Source organism: Streptomyces sp. STR69, assembly GCF_024519455.1.
Classification (GTDB): Bacteria; Actinomycetota; Actinomycetes; order Streptomycetales; family Streptomycetaceae; genus Streptomyces.
Map to the genome: position 1 here is coordinate 65,361 of NZ_JALJRY010000035.1, position 15,213 is coordinate 80,573.

17 protein-coding genes are annotated in these 15,213 nt (G+C 71.2%); 5 read left to right on the forward strand and 12 right to left on the reverse strand.

Annotated elements, in window-relative coordinates:
• Positions 1-38: 38 nt before the first annotated feature.
• Positions 39-1,280, reverse strand: coding sequence for an NAD(P)/FAD-dependent oxidoreductase (locus OC490_RS42020; protein ID WP_262063327.1), 1,242 nt, complete (start codon positions 1,278-1,280; stop codon positions 39-41).
• A gap of 275 nt (positions 1,281-1,555) precedes the next feature.
• Between OC490_RS42020 and OC490_RS42025 the strand changes: the two genes are divergently transcribed.
• The 3 genes from OC490_RS42025 to OC490_RS42035 are packed head-to-tail and all read left to right on the forward strand — an operon-like array spanning position 1,556 to position 4,122.
• Entirely contained in the window at positions 1,556-2,008 is a 453-nt protein-coding gene (locus tag OC490_RS42025; protein ID WP_262063328.1) for an OsmC family protein, read from the forward strand.
• Positions 2,005-3,699, forward strand: a complete 1,695-nt coding sequence (locus tag OC490_RS42030) for an aminotransferase class V-fold PLP-dependent enzyme (protein WP_262063329.1) — start codon at positions 2,005-2,007, stop codon at positions 3,697-3,699. Before OC490_RS42025 ends, OC490_RS42030 begins: the two co-directional genes overlap by 4 nt.
• 51 nt (positions 3,700-3,750) lie before the next feature.
• Entirely contained in the window at positions 3,751-4,122 is a 372-nt protein-coding gene (locus tag OC490_RS42035) for a thioredoxin family protein (RefSeq protein WP_262063330.1), read from the forward strand.
• A 47-nt stretch (positions 4,123-4,169) separates the two neighbouring features.
• Here the strand turns inward: OC490_RS42035 and OC490_RS42040 are convergent, their stop codons facing one another.
• Positions 4,170-4,757 carry a rhodanese-like domain-containing protein gene (locus OC490_RS42040; RefSeq protein WP_262063331.1) on the reverse strand — a complete coding sequence of 196 codons (588 nt, stop codon included), beginning with the start codon at positions 4,755-4,757 and terminating at the stop codon, positions 4,170-4,172.
• An 80-nt stretch (positions 4,758-4,837) separates the two neighbouring features.
• Between OC490_RS42040 and OC490_RS42045 the strand changes: the two genes are divergently transcribed.
• Entirely contained in the window at positions 4,838-5,125 is a 288-nt protein-coding gene (locus OC490_RS42045; protein ID WP_101403955.1) for a metal-sensitive transcriptional regulator, read from the forward strand.
• A 21-nt stretch (positions 5,126-5,146) separates the two neighbouring features.
• On the opposite strand, the gene OC490_RS42050 is transcribed toward OC490_RS42045, so the two are convergent.
• The 3 genes from OC490_RS42050 to OC490_RS42060 form a co-directional block, all read right to left on the reverse strand.
• Complete coding sequence (locus tag OC490_RS42050; protein ID WP_262063332.1) at positions 5,147-5,893, reverse strand: sulfite exporter TauE/SafE family protein; 747 nt, start codon at positions 5,891-5,893, stop codon at positions 5,147-5,149.
• A complete protein-coding gene (locus OC490_RS42055; RefSeq protein ID WP_262063333.1) occupies positions 5,890-6,279 on the reverse strand; it encodes a rhodanese-like domain-containing protein in 390 nt (129 codons plus the stop codon). The genes OC490_RS42050 and OC490_RS42055 overlap by 4 nt, the downstream gene beginning before the upstream one ends.
• Before the next feature lie 70 nt (positions 6,280-6,349).
• Positions 6,350-7,717, reverse strand: a complete 1,368-nt coding sequence (locus OC490_RS42060; protein WP_262063334.1) for an MBL fold metallo-hydrolase — start codon at positions 7,715-7,717, stop codon at positions 6,350-6,352.
• A gap of 180 nt (positions 7,718-7,897) precedes the next feature.
• On the opposite strand from OC490_RS42060, the gene OC490_RS42065 reads away from it, so the two are divergent.
• Entirely contained in the window at positions 7,898-8,293 is a 396-nt protein-coding gene (locus OC490_RS42065) for a DUF302 domain-containing protein (protein ID WP_262063335.1), read from the forward strand.
• Between the two features lie 621 nt (positions 8,294-8,914).
• On the opposite strand, the gene OC490_RS42075 is transcribed toward OC490_RS42065, so the two are convergent.
• The 7 genes from OC490_RS42075 to OC490_RS42105 form a co-directional block, all read right to left on the reverse strand.
• Positions 8,915-9,493, reverse strand: a complete 579-nt coding sequence (locus tag OC490_RS42075) for a hypothetical protein (protein ID WP_262063336.1) — start codon at positions 9,491-9,493, stop codon at positions 8,915-8,917.
• A 374-nt stretch (positions 9,494-9,867) separates the two neighbouring features.
• Complete coding sequence (locus OC490_RS42080) at positions 9,868-11,049, reverse strand: PAS domain S-box protein (RefSeq protein ID WP_262063337.1); 1,182 nt, start codon at positions 11,047-11,049, stop codon at positions 9,868-9,870.
• A gap of 45 nt (positions 11,050-11,094) precedes the next feature.
• Positions 11,095-12,204: a SpoIIE family protein phosphatase gene (locus OC490_RS42085; RefSeq protein WP_262063338.1), complete on the reverse strand. Its 1,110-nt coding sequence runs from the start codon at positions 12,202-12,204 to the stop codon at positions 11,095-11,097.
• Between the two features lie 25 nt (positions 12,205-12,229).
• The gene (locus tag OC490_RS42090; protein WP_262063339.1) at positions 12,230-12,658 is read right to left on the reverse strand and encodes an ATP-binding protein; all 429 of its coding nucleotides are present in this window, start codon (positions 12,656-12,658) and stop codon (positions 12,230-12,232) included.
• Entirely contained in the window at positions 12,655-13,041 is a 387-nt protein-coding gene (locus tag OC490_RS42095; RefSeq protein ID WP_262063340.1) for an STAS domain-containing protein, read from the reverse strand. The genes OC490_RS42090 and OC490_RS42095 overlap by 4 nt, the downstream gene beginning before the upstream one ends.
• Positions 13,038-14,255: a PAS domain S-box protein gene (locus tag OC490_RS42100; RefSeq protein ID WP_262063341.1), complete on the reverse strand. Its 1,218-nt coding sequence runs from the start codon at positions 14,253-14,255 to the stop codon at positions 13,038-13,040. Before OC490_RS42100 ends, OC490_RS42095 begins: the two co-directional genes overlap by 4 nt.
• A gap of 411 nt (positions 14,256-14,666) precedes the next feature.
• A complete protein-coding gene (locus tag OC490_RS42105; protein ID WP_262063342.1) occupies positions 14,667-15,182 on the reverse strand; it encodes a DUF5994 family protein in 516 nt (171 codons plus the stop codon).
• Positions 15,183-15,213: the final 31 nt, after the last annotated feature.

Here is a 15,213-nt window from a genome sequence, read left to right on the forward strand (position 1 = left end):
CGTTCTCCTTCACTCAGACGGTTCAGGCGTTCAGGCGTTCAGGCGTGGACGTGGTGCTTGCCGTGCTCGGGCATCGCCGAGTCGATGCCGGGCAGTTCCCGGCCGGGCAGGAGGCTGTGCCAGTACAGCCACTCGAAGGCGAGCTTGCCGAGGTGGTTGGCGTGCGACTCCTTCAGCAATGGCAGGCCGAGAGCGGCCGGGAAGTGGCCGGGCAGCGGCTCGGTGTCGTAGTTGAAGTCGATCAGCAGGGCCTTGTGGAAGCCGGTCTCGACGAAGCAGTTGGTGTGCCCGTCGAAGGTCGCGTCCAGCGGCTGTCCGGCCAGGAAGCGGCCGATGTTGTGCGTCAGCGTCTCCCCCGCGAAGTGCGCCACCGAACCGGCCTTGGACGCCGGCAGCCCGGCCGCGTCGCCGATCGCGAACACCTCAGGATGCTGGGGGTGTTGGAGGGTGCGCTGGTCGACAGGGATGAAGCCCAGTTCGTCGCCGAGGCCCGGGGAGCGTTCGACGTATTCGGCGCCGCCGTGCAGTGGCACGACCACCGCCAGGTCGAAGGGCACCTCGCGTTCGTCGTACGACACCAGCCTGCCACCGGTGCCGTCGACCTCGCCAAGCGTGAACTCGGTGACCAGCTCGATGCCCTTGGCAGCCAGCAGCCCGCCCAGCGCCTCGGCGGCGACAGGCTTGGTGAAGGCGCCGTCCAGCGGGGTGGCGTACGTCAGCTGGACCTTGTCGCGGATGCCGCGCCGCTGGAAGTACCAGTCGGCGAGAAAGGCGAACTCCAGTGGTGCGACCGGGCACTTGATGGGCAGGTCGGCCACGTTCACCACGACGCGCCCGCCCTCGAAGTGCTCCAGGGCGTGGTGCAGGCCGACGGCGCCGGGCAGGTCGTAGAAGGTGAAGACCTTCTCGCCCCAGCCGGGACCGGTCAGCCCCTCGGTCTCCTCCGGGAGGAGGGTGGCGCCGGTGGCGACGACGAGGACGTCGTAGGTCATCCGTATGCCGCCGCTGAGGTGCACCGTCCGCGCGTCCAGGTCGACCCGCTCGATGCGTGCCTGTTTGTAGTCGACGTCTGCGTGCAGCTGCTGCGGGCGGGAGCGGACGAGGTGGTGCGGCTGGGCCGCCCCGAAGGGGACGAACAGCAGGCCGGGCTGGTAGACGTGGTCGTCGTCCTGGTCGACCACGGTGATCCGGCATTCGTTCTCGTCGTACATGCGGCGCAGCCGGTTGGCCGTCAGCGTGCCTCCGGTGCCGCCTCCGAGTATCACGATGTGTGTGCCCATGCCCCCACTGTCGTGCGGGAGAAGGGACCCGGGCATGGGCCACAGGTCCCCATCCGGTACCCACCCGGGTATACCTTCGCTCCGCCCCCGCGGGCCCGGCACGCCGCCCGCCCTCCATGAACTCCCTGAAAAAATACCTACCAGGGTATGCCACCACGGTTGTCGACGCGAGGGCCGAACGGCCCCTGGCACACCCCGTCGGCCTCTCGATCAGCAGCACGGTTCGCGGTCGACTGGAACTGGCAGCAGTCGACCCCCACGAGAGAGGCCCGGCCATGACCGGCACCGCACCGCAGACCCTCCCCACGAACCAGCCGCAGGACGCGGACGTACACCACTTCGAGGTGACCCACGCCGAAGGCGACATCTACACCGTGGACATCCGCGGCCACCGCTTGCATGTCGACCAGCCCGTCGAGGCGGGCGGCACCGACATCGCACCCACCCCCACCGAATTGTTCGCCGCCTCCCTGGCCACCTGCGTCGCCTTCTACGCGGGCCGTTTCCTGCACCGCCACGGCCTGGACCAGGCCGGACTGCGCGTCCATACGGAATTCACCATGGCCACCGACCGGCCCGCCCGCGTGGCCTCCCTGCACGTCACGATCGTCCCGCCGGCCGGACTGTCCGAGCAGCGCCGCGCGGCCCTGCTCGCCGTCGCCTCGCGCTGCACGGTCCACAACACACTGCAGCAGCCGCCCGAGATCGGCATCGGGCTGGCACTATGAGCACGCATCTGGCACCGCCCACCTCCCCCCTTCTGGACCGCATCCGCCGCGGCCTCATCGGCGACGGCGAGGTGCTGGAGGGCCCTTACGGCCCCCGACGCCTCGTCTACGCCGACTACACCGCCTCCGGCCGTTCCCTGGACTTCGTCGAGGACTTCGTGCGCGAGCAGGTGCTGCCCCTGTACGGCAACACCCACACGGAGAGTTCCAGCACCGGACTGCAGACGACCCGGCTGCGGGAGGACGCCCGGCGGATCATCCGCGACGCGGTCGGCGGCAGCGAGGACGACCTCGTGATCTTCTGCGGCTCGGGAGCGACCGCGGCGGTCAACAAGCTGGTGGGCATCCTGGAACTGCGCCGGACCGACCCGCTGCCGCAGGCCATGCGCCCGGTCGTGTTCGTCGGCCCGTACGAGCACCACTCGAACGAACTGCCCTGGCGGGAGTCGGTCGCCGACGTCGTGGTCATCGGCGAGGACGCGGACGGTCACATCGATCTCGGCGATCTGGAGGCGCAGTTGGCCCGGTACGCCGACCGGCCGCTGCGCATCGGCAGCTTCTCCGCCGCCTCCAACGTCACCGGCATCCTCACCGACACCGACCGCATCGCCCGCCTGCTGCACGCGCACGGCGCCCTGTCCTTCTGGGACTACGCGGCTGCCGCCCCCTACGTCTCCATCCGGGTCGCCGAGAGCGCCCCCGGCGCGGGCGACCACAAGGACGCGGTCTTCCTGTCCCCGCACAAGTTCGTCGGCGGCCCGCAGACCCCCGGCGTCCTCGTCGTCCGCCGCGAGCTGGTCCGCAACCCGGTGCCCACCGCACCGGGCGGCGGCACAGTCTCCTTCGTCGGTCCGCTCGGCCATCGCTATCTGGACGACCCGGTCGCCCGGGAGGAGGGAGGCACTCCGGCGATCGTGGAGTCGATCCGCGCCGGGCTGGTCTTCGCCCTCAAGCAGGCCGTCGGCACCGACACCATCCAGGCCGCAGAGGAGCGGCACTGGAAATGTGCGCTCGCCCGGTGGGACCGCGACCCCGGCATCGAAATCCTCGGCAGCCACCACGCCCGCCGCCTGTCCATCATCTCGTTCCGCATCCGGCACGGCAGCCACGCCTACCTGCACCACAACTACGTCGTCGCCCTCCTCAACGACGTCTTCGGCATCCAGGCCCGCGGCGGCTGCTCCTGCGCCGGTCCCTACGGCCACCGCCTCCTCGCCATCGACGCCGCCACCTCCCACGCCCTGCTCGACGAGGTCGTCCACGGCTGCGACGGCATCAAACCCGGCTGGATCCGCATCAACTTCAACTACTTCATCAGCGACACCGTGCGCGACTACCTCATCGACGCGGTCGAGCTGATCGCCGCGTACGGCCACCGGCTCCTTCCCGACTACCGCTTCGACCCGCACACCGGGCAGTGGCGCCACCGCACCGGCCCGTCCTCTCCCCCGCTGCGGCTGACCGACGTGCGCTTCGCAGCCGACAGACGGATCACCGCGCCGACCGTCCGCCACCACCGGCTGGGCGAGGAAGCGCTGTCGGGCCAGCTCGACCGTGCACGCGAGGTGCTGACCTGCCGTGCGGATTCCCTCGACGACGGCCCCACCGGGCTGCCGGCCGACTTCGAGCGGATGCGCTGGTTCCCGCTGCCGCCCGTCTGCCTGGAACAAACCCGGACCGGCACCGGTTGAACCGAAGGGATCCAGATACCCCGCCGGGTATATGAGAGGAGACCGGAAACCATGCCCACCGTGGAACTGACCAAGGACAACTTCGAGGAGACCGTCACCGGTTCGGAGATCGTACTGATCGACTTCTGGGCCGCCTGGTGCGGACCGTGCCGCAGCTTCGCCCCCGTCTACGACAAGGCGGCCGAGCGGCATCCGGACATCGTCTTCGGCAAGGTCGACACCGAAGCACAGCCCGAACTCGCCGCAGGCTTCCGCATCTCCTCCATCCCCACCCTGATGGCCGTCCGCGACCGGACCGTGCTGTACGCCGAGCCGGGCGCCCTGCCGCCACAGGCCCTGGAGGAACTCATCGGAAAGATCAGGGCCGTCGACATGGACGACGTACGCCGGAAGGCCACCGCGGGCTCGACGGGAGCAAACTGACGCCCCGGGCGCCCGTGGTGTCTCCACGGGCGCCCCGGAACGCGGGTTCAGCGGCTGCGCAGAGCGGCCAACGCGGCGTCGAGATCAGCCGCGCGCGGGCGGTTGTGCGGCAGCTTGCCGAGCACGGCCGCCATGCCACAGGTGTTCGTGAGGGCGGAGAAGACCAGACCGCCCGCGATACCGGCCGAGATCAGCAGGAGGGCCGGGTGCACGAGCAGGCCGAGGAGGAGACCCAGGAGCACCACCGTGCCGGCGGTGAAGCGCACTTGCCGCTCCATGCTCCAGCCGGCCCGCGTGTCACAGGCGGCCGGGGTGTGCAGGTCGTGCCCCTCGGCGGCCCAGGCGCCTGTGCCACCGGAGAGGGTGGCGGTCGGTATGCCCTGCTCGGCCAGGAGCTTGCAGGCGTTCTCGGAGCGGGCGCCGGAGGCGCAGACGACGAGGACGTCACCCTGCTCGGAAGCGTGGCGTATCTCCGGCAGGGCGCGGCGGACGTGGTCCAGCGGAATGTTCAGGGCGCCCGGGAGATGGCCGGAGGCGTACTCGGCGGGCGTGCGCACGTCGATGACGGTGAGTTCGTGCAGCCGGGTGCGGGCCTGCTCGGTGGCGATGGTGACGGGGGTGGGAGAGCTGGTCATGGCAGGTGTGATCCTTAATGGTCGACGCCGCCCCGAACCGGGACGTACAGTACCCCTAGGGGTATTTCTGAGGAGTGATCGTGGAACTGGAGCTTGAGGGTGCGGACCTGAAGTCCGTGCTGAACCGGCTGCGCCGTGCGCAGGGTCAGATCTCCGGCGTGATCCGGATGATCGAGGAGGGGCGTGACTGCGAGGACGTCGTCACGCAGCTCGCCGCCGCCTCCCGCGCTCTCGACCGCGCCGGTTTCGCGATCATCGCGACCGGCATGCAGCAGTGCATGACCGACATCGAATCCGGCCGCAAGAACGGCGAGGACGCCCAGCAGATGCGGGCCCGCCTGGAGAAGCTGTTCCTGTCCCTGGCGTGAGGGCTCCCGACGCGGCGGCCCTCACAGCACCGCGTCGATCAGCATGAAGGCCGCCACCGCCAGCAGCACCAGCGCGAAGATCCGCTGAAGCGTGTGTCCCGAGACCTTCACGGACAGCCGCTTGCCGTCCCAGGCACCGAGGATCGCAGCCGCGACGAACGGTCCGACGACCGCCCAGTCCAGCCCCTCGACCGTACCGGCGCGCATCGCCAGCGCGGCCAGCGAGTTGACGGTGATGACCAGCAGGCTGGTGCCCACCGCGTTCCGCATCCGCAGGCCCAGCACACTCACCAGCGCCGGTACGGCAAGGAAGCCGCCACCGACACCGAGGACACCGGTGACCGCGCCGAGCCCGCCACCGGCTGCCGCCACCCGCACCGGCCGCACCGTCACGGCGCCCTCCACGGCCGGCCGGAACCGCAGCATGCGCAGGGCGGCCACTCCCGCGACCACGGCGAAGGCCGCCGTCAGCACGGCCCCCGGGATACGTCCGGCGAGCGCGCCGCCCAGCATCGCCGGACCGATCCCGGCCGCCGCGAACAGCAGCCCCGTCCGCCAGCGGACGTTCCCGTCACGGGCGTGCGCGACCATCGCGGTGACCGAGGTGAGCGTGACGATGACGAGACTCGCGGTCGTCGCAGCGACCGGACTGAAGCCGAGCAGATAGATCAGGGCGGGGACGGCGAGCACACTGCCGCCGCCCCCCAGCGCGCCGAGCGCCAGACCGATGACCGCACCCGCGGCCAGGGCGAGTATGAGAGTGCTCACGCGACGGTGCCGTTTCCGCCCCGCGGGTCCACCACCGGCAGTCCCGCCTCGGCCCAGTCCCGCATGCCGCCGATCACGTCCACGGCCTCCGCGCCCCGGGCGGCCAGCAGTTCGGCGGCCTGCCGGGAGCGGTTGCCCGAGCGGCAGATCACGACCAGGGGCCGCGCCTGCGCGTGAGCCGGCAGCCCCGCCCCTGCGGCCAGCGCCGACAGTGGCAGATGCACGGCTCGGGGTGCGTGGCCCGCCTGCCACTCGTGCGGCTCGCGCACATCCAGCAGCACGGCGTCACCGCCGCTGCCGGCGGCGTTGCCGTGCCCGGTCCGGATGGCCGCCTCCTGGACGGTCACGCGGCCGGGGCCGCCCCGTTCTCGCCGGAAGATGCTCATGTCGGTTTCTCGCTCCTGTTTCCCATGTCGGCAGTGAAGATCGGTGGGACGCTGACGGCACCCGATGCCGTCAGGGCGTCCGTACGGCGAGCCCGGCCTTCTCGGCCGCGTCGAAGGAGTCGTCCACGGCGACGACCTCGCGACCGGCCGCGTCCAGCAGCGAGGCGGCGATCGCGGCACGCATCCCACCCGCGCAGTGCACCCACACCTCACCGGCGGGAACCTCGCCGAGGCGGCCGTGCAGGGCGTGGACCGGGATGTGGACCGAGCCCTCGATGTACCCGGCCGCCCGCTCCGAGCCGCGTCGCACATCAAGGACGACGACACCCTCCACGGGACGCCGACCCGCGAGGTCGGCGAACGTCGCCCGCCGGAAGGAGGCCGGTGCCGCGCCCTCGGGCACCCACTCGGCCGGTGCCCCGGTGGCCGCGGCAGCGGGGCGGTCGATACCGACCCGGACCAGCTCGCGCTGGGCGGCGGCGAGCTGCTCGCGCGACTCGGCCAGTAGCGTCACGGGCTTGCCCCACGGAATCAGCCAGGCCAGATACGTGGCGAGTTGCCCCTCGGCCTCGAAGTTGAACGAGCCGGACACGTGCCCTTCGGCGAAGGCGACGCGGTTGCGCAGGTCCACCACCCACTCCCCTACCGCCAGCCGGGCGGCTATCTCCTCGGCGTTCGCGACGGCGGGCGGGGTCAGGTCGACCGGCGCGGGTCCGGCGGCGTTGGCCGGGCCCATGTGCGTGTAGTAGGCGGGGATGTCGTCCAGCCCGGCCAGCAGACCGGCGACAAAGTCGTCCACGTCCCGGGTGAGGGCCTCGTTGGACGCCTTCTCCTTGCCGATCGTCGTGGCACTGCCCTCCGCCTGCGAGGACGAGCAGAAGCTGCCGAAGCCGTGCGTGGGCAACACCTCGGTCTCGTCCGGCAGTTCGGCGGCGAGACGGTGTGCGGAGGCGTGCTGGGCGCGGGCGAGCTGCTCGGTCAGCCGAGGCTCCACGAGGTCCGGGCGGCCCACCGTGCCGATCAGCAGCGAGCCGCCAGTGAACACCGCGACCGCCGTGCCGTTCTCCTCCAGCGCATAGGAGGTGTGGTGCGGGGTGTGACCGGGCGTCGCCACGGCACGCAGGGCCAGTCCGGCGGCGGTGTCGATCTCCGTACGGTCGCCGTCGTGCACCGGTATCCGCGCGAAGGAGACCCTGGCCCCGGCGGGGACGAGGTAGGCGGCGCCCGTAATCCGGGCCAGTGCCAGGCCGCCGGTGACGTAGTCGTTGTGGACGTGGGTCTCGACGACGTGCGAGATCCGCACGCCCCGCCGCGCCGCCGCCGCGATCACCTGGTCGACGTCGCGGGGCGGGTCGACCGCCACCGCCGTCCGCTCACCGCCCGCGAGATAGCTGCGGTTGCCGAGCCCTGACACCTCGATCGTGTCGACGAAGAACACGCGGTACTCCCTTCCAACGAAGAATTACCCCAGGGGGTATGCTTACGACCGTAACACTAGTACCCCGGGGGGTATTTCCAAGGGCAGGGAAAGTCCGGGAAACGCTTCACGAGTGCCTCGCACACGGCCGGACGCCCGTCCCGCGCCACGCGAGCCGACCTGACCAGAAGGGCCACCGCCATGCGTTACGACCGCACCGTGCACCTCGACACGGACTTCGCCACCACCGTCGGCCGCGTCCGCGAGGCCCTCGCCGCACAGGGCTTCGGCATCCTCACCGAGATCGACGTCACCGCCACACTCAAGGCGAAGCTCGACCACGACATGGAGGACTACGTCATCCTCGGCGCCTGCAACCCGCCCCTCGCCCACCGCGCCCTGGAGACCGACCGCACCATCGGCCTGCTGCTGCCCTGCAACGTCGTCGTCCGCCGCGACGGCAACCGCACCGCCGTACAAGCCCTCGACCCCGGCACGATGGTCGCCCTCACCGGACTCGACGCCCTCCGCCCCGTCGCCGAGGAGGCCACCCACCGCCTCGACGCCGCCCTCGCCTCCCTCACCAAGGACGACTGACGGCCCCACCCCGGGACGCCTCCGACCGAACCGTCCGACCTGTGCCTCTTGGGCCGCTCGAAAGATCCAGGGCAGCGGCGAAGGCGGAGAAAGTGGGCGCCACGACTGGCCACTCGTGCATCAGAGGACTCGGCGACACGTAACTGCCCACGACCCGCGGGTCGTGGGAGTCGGTGCGGCAGGCGAGGGCGAGGGCGAGGCCGACGTCATAACCAGGTACGCGGTTCACCGCGACAGCGACCAGACGATCTCTGTCTGACGTCGCCAACACCTCATCGATACGGGGCAGTTGTACTGCCGGCCTGCCGGGTGCTGCACGTCGCCGAGTCCGGGTACTACGCCTGGCGGGACCGGCCGCCGTCGAACCGCCTGGTCAGGCACGCCTGGCTGACCGAGGCCATCGTGGGCATCCACACCGCCTCCCGCGGCACCTACGGCTCCCGCCGGATCCATGCTCGGCCCGTCCGCGGACTCTACGAAACTCGGGGCAGCTCAATGTGATCGTCGCCCACGCGATATGCGCTTCGCTGTGATTTCGCATCTGAGACCAAGGCGGCTCTCCACGCGATCCGCGACTCCTGACACTTGCTCACGCGTGACAGATGGCTGCCCGCCCCTGGATCACGTGGTGTTGCGCTGCCACTGCGGCCCGACCTGCTTCCATTCCCGGCCCCACTGGTCGATACGCTTCCGGTCGAGCCGCCATCGTGCGATGCGCCCGGCGCCGAGTGTCAGGCCGCCGACGGCGAGCGCGGCCACGGTGCCCATGAGGCCGGCCTCGGCGGCTGCCTCCGTGGCGGTGGCCGGCTCCTTTGTGAGATCTCCCTGGCGATCCGTCCAGACCAGCACGGTAGCCCCTGCCTTGTGCCCGGCGTCCACCATGGTCCGGCCTGTGTGTACGGAGCGGTCCGAGCCCGTCCAACGGACCTTCGCCCAGACGGCGTTGTCGCTCGCACCCTCTGTGTCAGTCACCGACGACGCAGTGCTCTCGACGAGGACGGCCTCGACGGAATGTCGTTCGGCGCGCGCCTGCGAGAGGGACTCGTCGGCAGTTCGGGCCGTCACCGTGCCGACGACGGCGCCGCCCAGGGCGAAGCCCGTCCATGAGGCCAGCACAATCCATGCCTCGACAACGTCGGCGTGCCGTCGAAGCGGGTTGCTCCGCCACCGCCACAGCGTGGTACGCCTCACCTTGGACATGAGACCGCCCCTCCTCTTCGTCGCGGACGTATTCGTCACAGACAGAAGAGTGACCGCCCGGCATGGAGCCACGGCAGGGGCCAAGGGGACGGCTCCGCAGGGTCGTTCGGGGTCTGCTTTTTCTTGCGGTGGGCCGGTCGGCCCTGGTGCGCCGGTTCGCGCGGGCTGCGGAGGGCTGGGGGCCAGCGGGCCGGATCCTTCATGGAAGTTGCGCCGCCTTGACGGGAAGTGCCGCAGCGAGGGCTCCGGCAGGTGTTGGGACGCGCCACCGCGGGAACGGGCGCCTCCCGTTGCCACCGGCCGGGTTCCGGCACTACGCCCTCCCCCACTCGCCGGCAGCATGCGCTGGGCCGTCCGTGAAGGGCAGGGCGGGGTCAGGGGGTGCGGGCCGGACTTTCGGTGGTGAGGGGGATGCGCCAGCGCAGGCGGGTGCCGCCTTCCGGGCGGCCGGCCGCCTCGAACGTGCCGCCGAGCTTCTCCGCCCGGCGGCGCAGATTGGTCAGACCGCTGCTCCGGGTCACCGCCGGATCGATGCCGCAGCCGTTGTCGGTGACTTCCAGGAGCAGTTCGTCCCCGGCGTGGACGGCGACCCGGACCGCGGAGGCGTGGGCGTGGCGGGCCACGTTGGACAGCGCCTCACGCAGCGCCGCCAGCAGGTGGGCGGCGGTCGCGTCGGGCAGGGCGGCGTCGACGGGGCCGTCGAACTCGACCGCGGGGGCGAACCCGAGCCGGTCCTGTGCGGTGGCGGTCTCGTCGAGGACCTGGGCGCGGAGGCTGGCGGCCTTCTGGGCGGGCTGGCCCAGCTCGAAGATGGTGCCGCGCAACTCCCGGATGGTGGCGTCGAGTTCGTCGATCACCGTATGGATGCGGGTGGCGGAGTCGGGATGGGTGATGCGGGCGGTGACGCCCTGCAGCGCGAGGCCGGCACCGAAGACCCGCTGGATGACCATGTCGTGCAGGTCGCGCGCGATGCGGTCGCGTTCGGCCATCACCTCGCGGTCCGCCCGTGCGGCGGCCAACTCGGCCTGGGCGGCGAGCTGGTGGGTGACGTCCCGCGCCGCCGTGGCGAAGCCGATCAGGCCGCCGTTGGCATCGCGCATCGGCGACACGGTTACGGCCACCTCGACCTCGGTGCCGTCGGTACGGCGCCACCGGCTCTGGTAGGAGTCGGCGTGCCCCCACGAACGGATCTGTTCCACCGCAGCCAGGAAGGCGGCGCGGGCCGCGTCGGACATGAGGGTCTCGATCGTCTGGCCGATGATGTGCTGCTCGGCCTGGCCGAACAGCCGCTCGGCGCCCGGGTTCCAGGTCTGGACGAGGCAGCTGGGGCCGAGCGAGATCATGGCGTCGTCGGAGGCGGCCACGATGGCCGCGAGCCGTGCCTCGGACAGCCGGGCTGCCTCCAGCTCGGTGTGCAGGGCTATCAACCCGCGGTTGGTGTCGTCCAGTTCCTGGCGCAGCTCGTCCACCAGCTGCGCGCGACGCTCCAGTTCGGCCCTCAGCGCGACTGCGTCGTCCACGCCGTCAGCGGCCGTGGGGCCGTGCACGTCACCCATGGCTGGCTGCCCTTCGCGTCAGTGGCGGGACCGACTCCCGAGGCATCATGGCATGCCACCGGCACGGCGGACCACGAGCACGGTGGCGTCGTCGGTGGGCCGCCCGTAGTCGCGGTGCACCACGGCTGCGACGATCGCCGGGTGCTGTTCCAGCAGGCGCGGATGGCCGTCCAGGTTCCAGCCGGAACGGATCCCGTCGGACACCAGGAGGAGCGTCGACCCGGGCTCCCAGGGGCAGTGCTGAAGGCGGACGGAGGGCACGGGCAGCTGGGTGCCGAGCGTGCCGGGCCGGTCCAGCAGATGCACCGACCGGCCACCGGTCACCACCCGCCCGGTGATGTTGCCGACGGCCGCATAGGTCAGCTCCCCCCGCCCGGGATCGATCAGGCACGTGCCCAGGACTCCGCCGCGGGTGGACCGCATCGCCTCGTGGGCCCGCCGGACCAGGGCGTCGAGATCGGTGACAGGTACCCGCTCGAAGGCACCGACCGCTGCCTGCGCCGCCGCAGCGGCATGCGGCCCGTGCCCGAGCCCGTCCACGAGCAGAGCGGCCAACGGACGGGAGCGAAGAGGGTGAAGGCGTTCGCCGGACCGGACGGTCGAGGCGGGCGCGGGGGTGGGGGCGGGACTCCGGCATTCGCCAGGCGTCACGGCCCAGGCGTCCCCGGACTCGCCGTCGCCGCCCAGCGGGACGTTGACGCCCCCGAAACGCCACCCCGGGTGGACGTCCGGTTCGGGGGCGCCGAGGCGGGCGTAGACGACCGTGCCGTTCAGGGTGGAGTACCACTCGAACTCGGCGGCGCTGCGCCGGATCACGGACAGCCCCGCATTCAGGCCGCGTCCACCCGGCCGGGACGGACCGGCTGACGGGGCCGTCCCGGCCGGCACGGTGAGCGCTGCCGCGGTCGTGCCCGGGCCACGGTCGACGGACAACAGCTCCATCCCGTCGCCCGCCTGCCGCGCCAGCACGTACCCGCCCGGCAGCGCGTGCCGCAGCAGATTGGTGCCGAGTTCGGTCGCGACCAGTTCGGCCACGCCCGGACGCAGCGCGCGACGGTCGGCGGCCATCCTCGCCACCGCCCTGCGCAGCGCGCCGACGTCCTCCTCGGCCTCGACGACAAAGCGACGGTGCTCGCTCCCGCTCAGCGCCGCCACATCCTTGCCGCCCGCAACTCGCCGGTCACCGCTGCCACTTCACGATCACCACGGTCGTGCCCGACCCGGCGTCGGAGGTGAGCGTCATGTCGTCCACCAGCCGCCGTGCGCCCGGCAGGCCCAGCCCCAGGCTGCCGCGTGTGCTGAAGCCGTCGGTCAGTGCCGCGTCGATGTCCTCGATGCCCGGCCCGTCGTCGCTGAAGGTGGCCCGCACCCCCCGACGGCCGGAGCGGTACACCTGTTCCACGCTGATCCGGCCGCGACGGCCGGTGGCGTAGTTGAGGATGTTGCGGGCCAGCTCGCTGCCCGCCGTGATCAACTTCGTGGCGTCCACCAGGTTCAGCCCCACCGCCTCGGCCTCTGCACGCAGCACCTTGCGCACCCGGATCAGGTCGGCCTCGTGGGCGATGGCGAAGACGTCCGGCTCCCGGTGCGTGGCGGCTTGTGTCGTCACAGCCAGCCCGCACCGGTGTCGTTGCGACGCAGCCGCTCCAGCAGCGCCAGCCCCTGTTCGGCGTTGAGCGCGGTGTCCAAATGCCCCATCGGTACGCCCAGTTCGACCAGGGTGATGGCCACGGCCGGCTGGATGCCCACGACGGCCGCCTGTGCTCCCAGCAGCCGTACCATCGCCACGATCCTCGCCAGCACACGGGCGATGAACGTGTCGACGACGCCCAGCCGGCTGACGTCGATGAGCATGCCCGACGCGGAGGTGTCCGCGATCTCCCGGGTGAGCTGCTCCTCGATCGCCATCACCGTGGTGTCGTCCAGATCGCCCTGCAACGCCACCAGCAGCGTGTCACCGATCCGCATGACCGGTACGACGTCCTCGGTCATCGCGATCCCCCGGACCTCAGTGCCTGCGCGGCCGTCGCCGCGGTCCCGGCCCGCTCGGCGAGTACCGCAAGAGCCAACTGCAGTGCGTCCTGCAGGGTGTTGCGGGAGCGCAGACGCCCCATGTCGATGCCCAGATGCACCATCGACTGGGCGGTCTCGGGCCGTACCCCGCTCATGATGCTCACCGTCCCCATCAGGGCCGCCGCCTGCACGGTCTTCAGCAGGTGCTGGGCGACCTGGGTGTCGATGGTGGGCACCCCGCTGATGTCCAGGATGGCGACCTCGGCCTGCGTCCGGGCGATCTTCTCCAGCAGGCCCTCGGTCAGCCGGGTGGCCCGCAGCGTGTCCAGCGTGCCGATGATCGGCAGCGCGAGCACCTTGTCCCACACCTGGATCACCGGCGTGGACAGCTCCAGGATCTCGTCGCGCTGCCGCTGCAGGCGCTGTTCGGTCTCCCGGCGCTCGGTGACATCCCGGATCGCCGCCGCCACCAGCCGCCCCTCGGCCGTCTCCAGCGGGCTCAGACTGATCTCGACCGGGAACTCGGTGCCGTCCCGGCGCATCCCGGACAGCTCCAACCCCGCACCCATCGGCCGCAGTTGGGGAGCGGCGAGGAAGCCGGAGCGATGGCCGACGTGCCGGTCCCGGAACCTCGGCGGCACCAGGACCTCGATCTCCCGCCCGACCAGTTCGTCGCGCCCGAAACCGAACAGCGCCTCGGTCTGCCGGTTGACCAGGACGATCCGCGCGTCCGGATCCACGATCACCATGGCGTCCGGAGCCGAATCCAGCAGGCCGTGGAACAACGACTCGGTCCGCGCGCTCTCCGTGGCGTCCTGGAAGACCTTGACGAAGCCGCTCACCGCCCCGTCCTCGCCACGCACCGGAGTCAGCGCGACCCGGGCCAGGAACCGCCCGCCGTCCTTGCGGATCCGCCAGCCCTGGAACTCCCGACGCCCGTCCCGGGCGGAGTCCAACTCCCGCTCCATCAGGCCGGCTTCGCGATCCTCTTCCAGGTGCAGCAGCGACACCGGCCGCCCCACCACCTCGTCCGCCGCATAGCCCGTCAACGCCTGCGCGCCGCCGCTCCAGCGGACGATCTCACCGCCCGGCCCGAGCTTGACGACGGCATGGTCGGTGACCGCGTCCAGCATCGCCTCAAGATCACCGAGGTCAGCCCCCGGATCCTGGCCGTCCTCTGCCGACGTCGTCATGTCCGAGCCTGCCCCTCGCATCGCCGTACCCCGAGCCGGGCGTCCCACCTCACGCGTCCCTGGTCCCGGCGCGGCCGATGCTACCCGGCCTGGTCGCAACTGATCAGTGTCTCCCGGGCAATGCCTCAGTCATTTGCGACACTCTCGGCGGCGGACCTGTCTTCACTCTCCCTGAACAGCGGCTTCACGATCCCCCCGCAGAGCCCCGCAGCCGGCAGCTCATCCGGCCGCTCCCTCAGCTCGCCCGTCATCTGCCCTCCAGCGGTGATCACGGACATCAGCAGACCGTCGGCGACCTGCTGCTGCCGGTCGCAAGGGCCGGTGGATTCTCGGCCCGGGCAGTCCTGCGACGTCGGAGGAGGGACGCACAAGAAGTAGCCGGAGCCCCGGCCGCACCCCCTTGACGCGCAGTCAGCCCCTTTGGTCGACATCCCCGGCCAGTATCTTGCGAGCCGCCTTGTGGGATGCCTTGTCGGCGCGAGCCGTTGCGATGGCCAGGAGCTCGGTGGCGGTGCGGCTGCCATCGACCGGGACCGGCGTACTCATCAGCCAGTCGGCAGCGCCGGGCGCCGTCGTGGGAGGAACGACGAGGATGGTGCGAAAGCCCTTGAGGTAGGAGCAGAGCACGATCTCGTTCTGCTCGTGACCGGACACGAACCACCCTGCGGTCACCGTGTGCTCGCCGAAGGTGACCTGGTGCGGGATGTCGGGCCACGACTCGATCCCCACAATGACCCTGGTGATGCTGCCCGCCTCGTCCATCGCCTCGACCAGGCAGGGGAGTTCGATGATGAGATTGCGGGAGTAGGGCCACCATGCGCCGTCGAATCCGCCGGAGACGGCTTCGTAGGGTGCCAGCGAAAGCCGGACCGGCAGCGGTGAGGAGCGCTGCGCGTTGGCCGAGGGATGACCGGCAGTCGTTTCCATGACGTGAACCTGCCTCCGGGCGGTAGCCGCG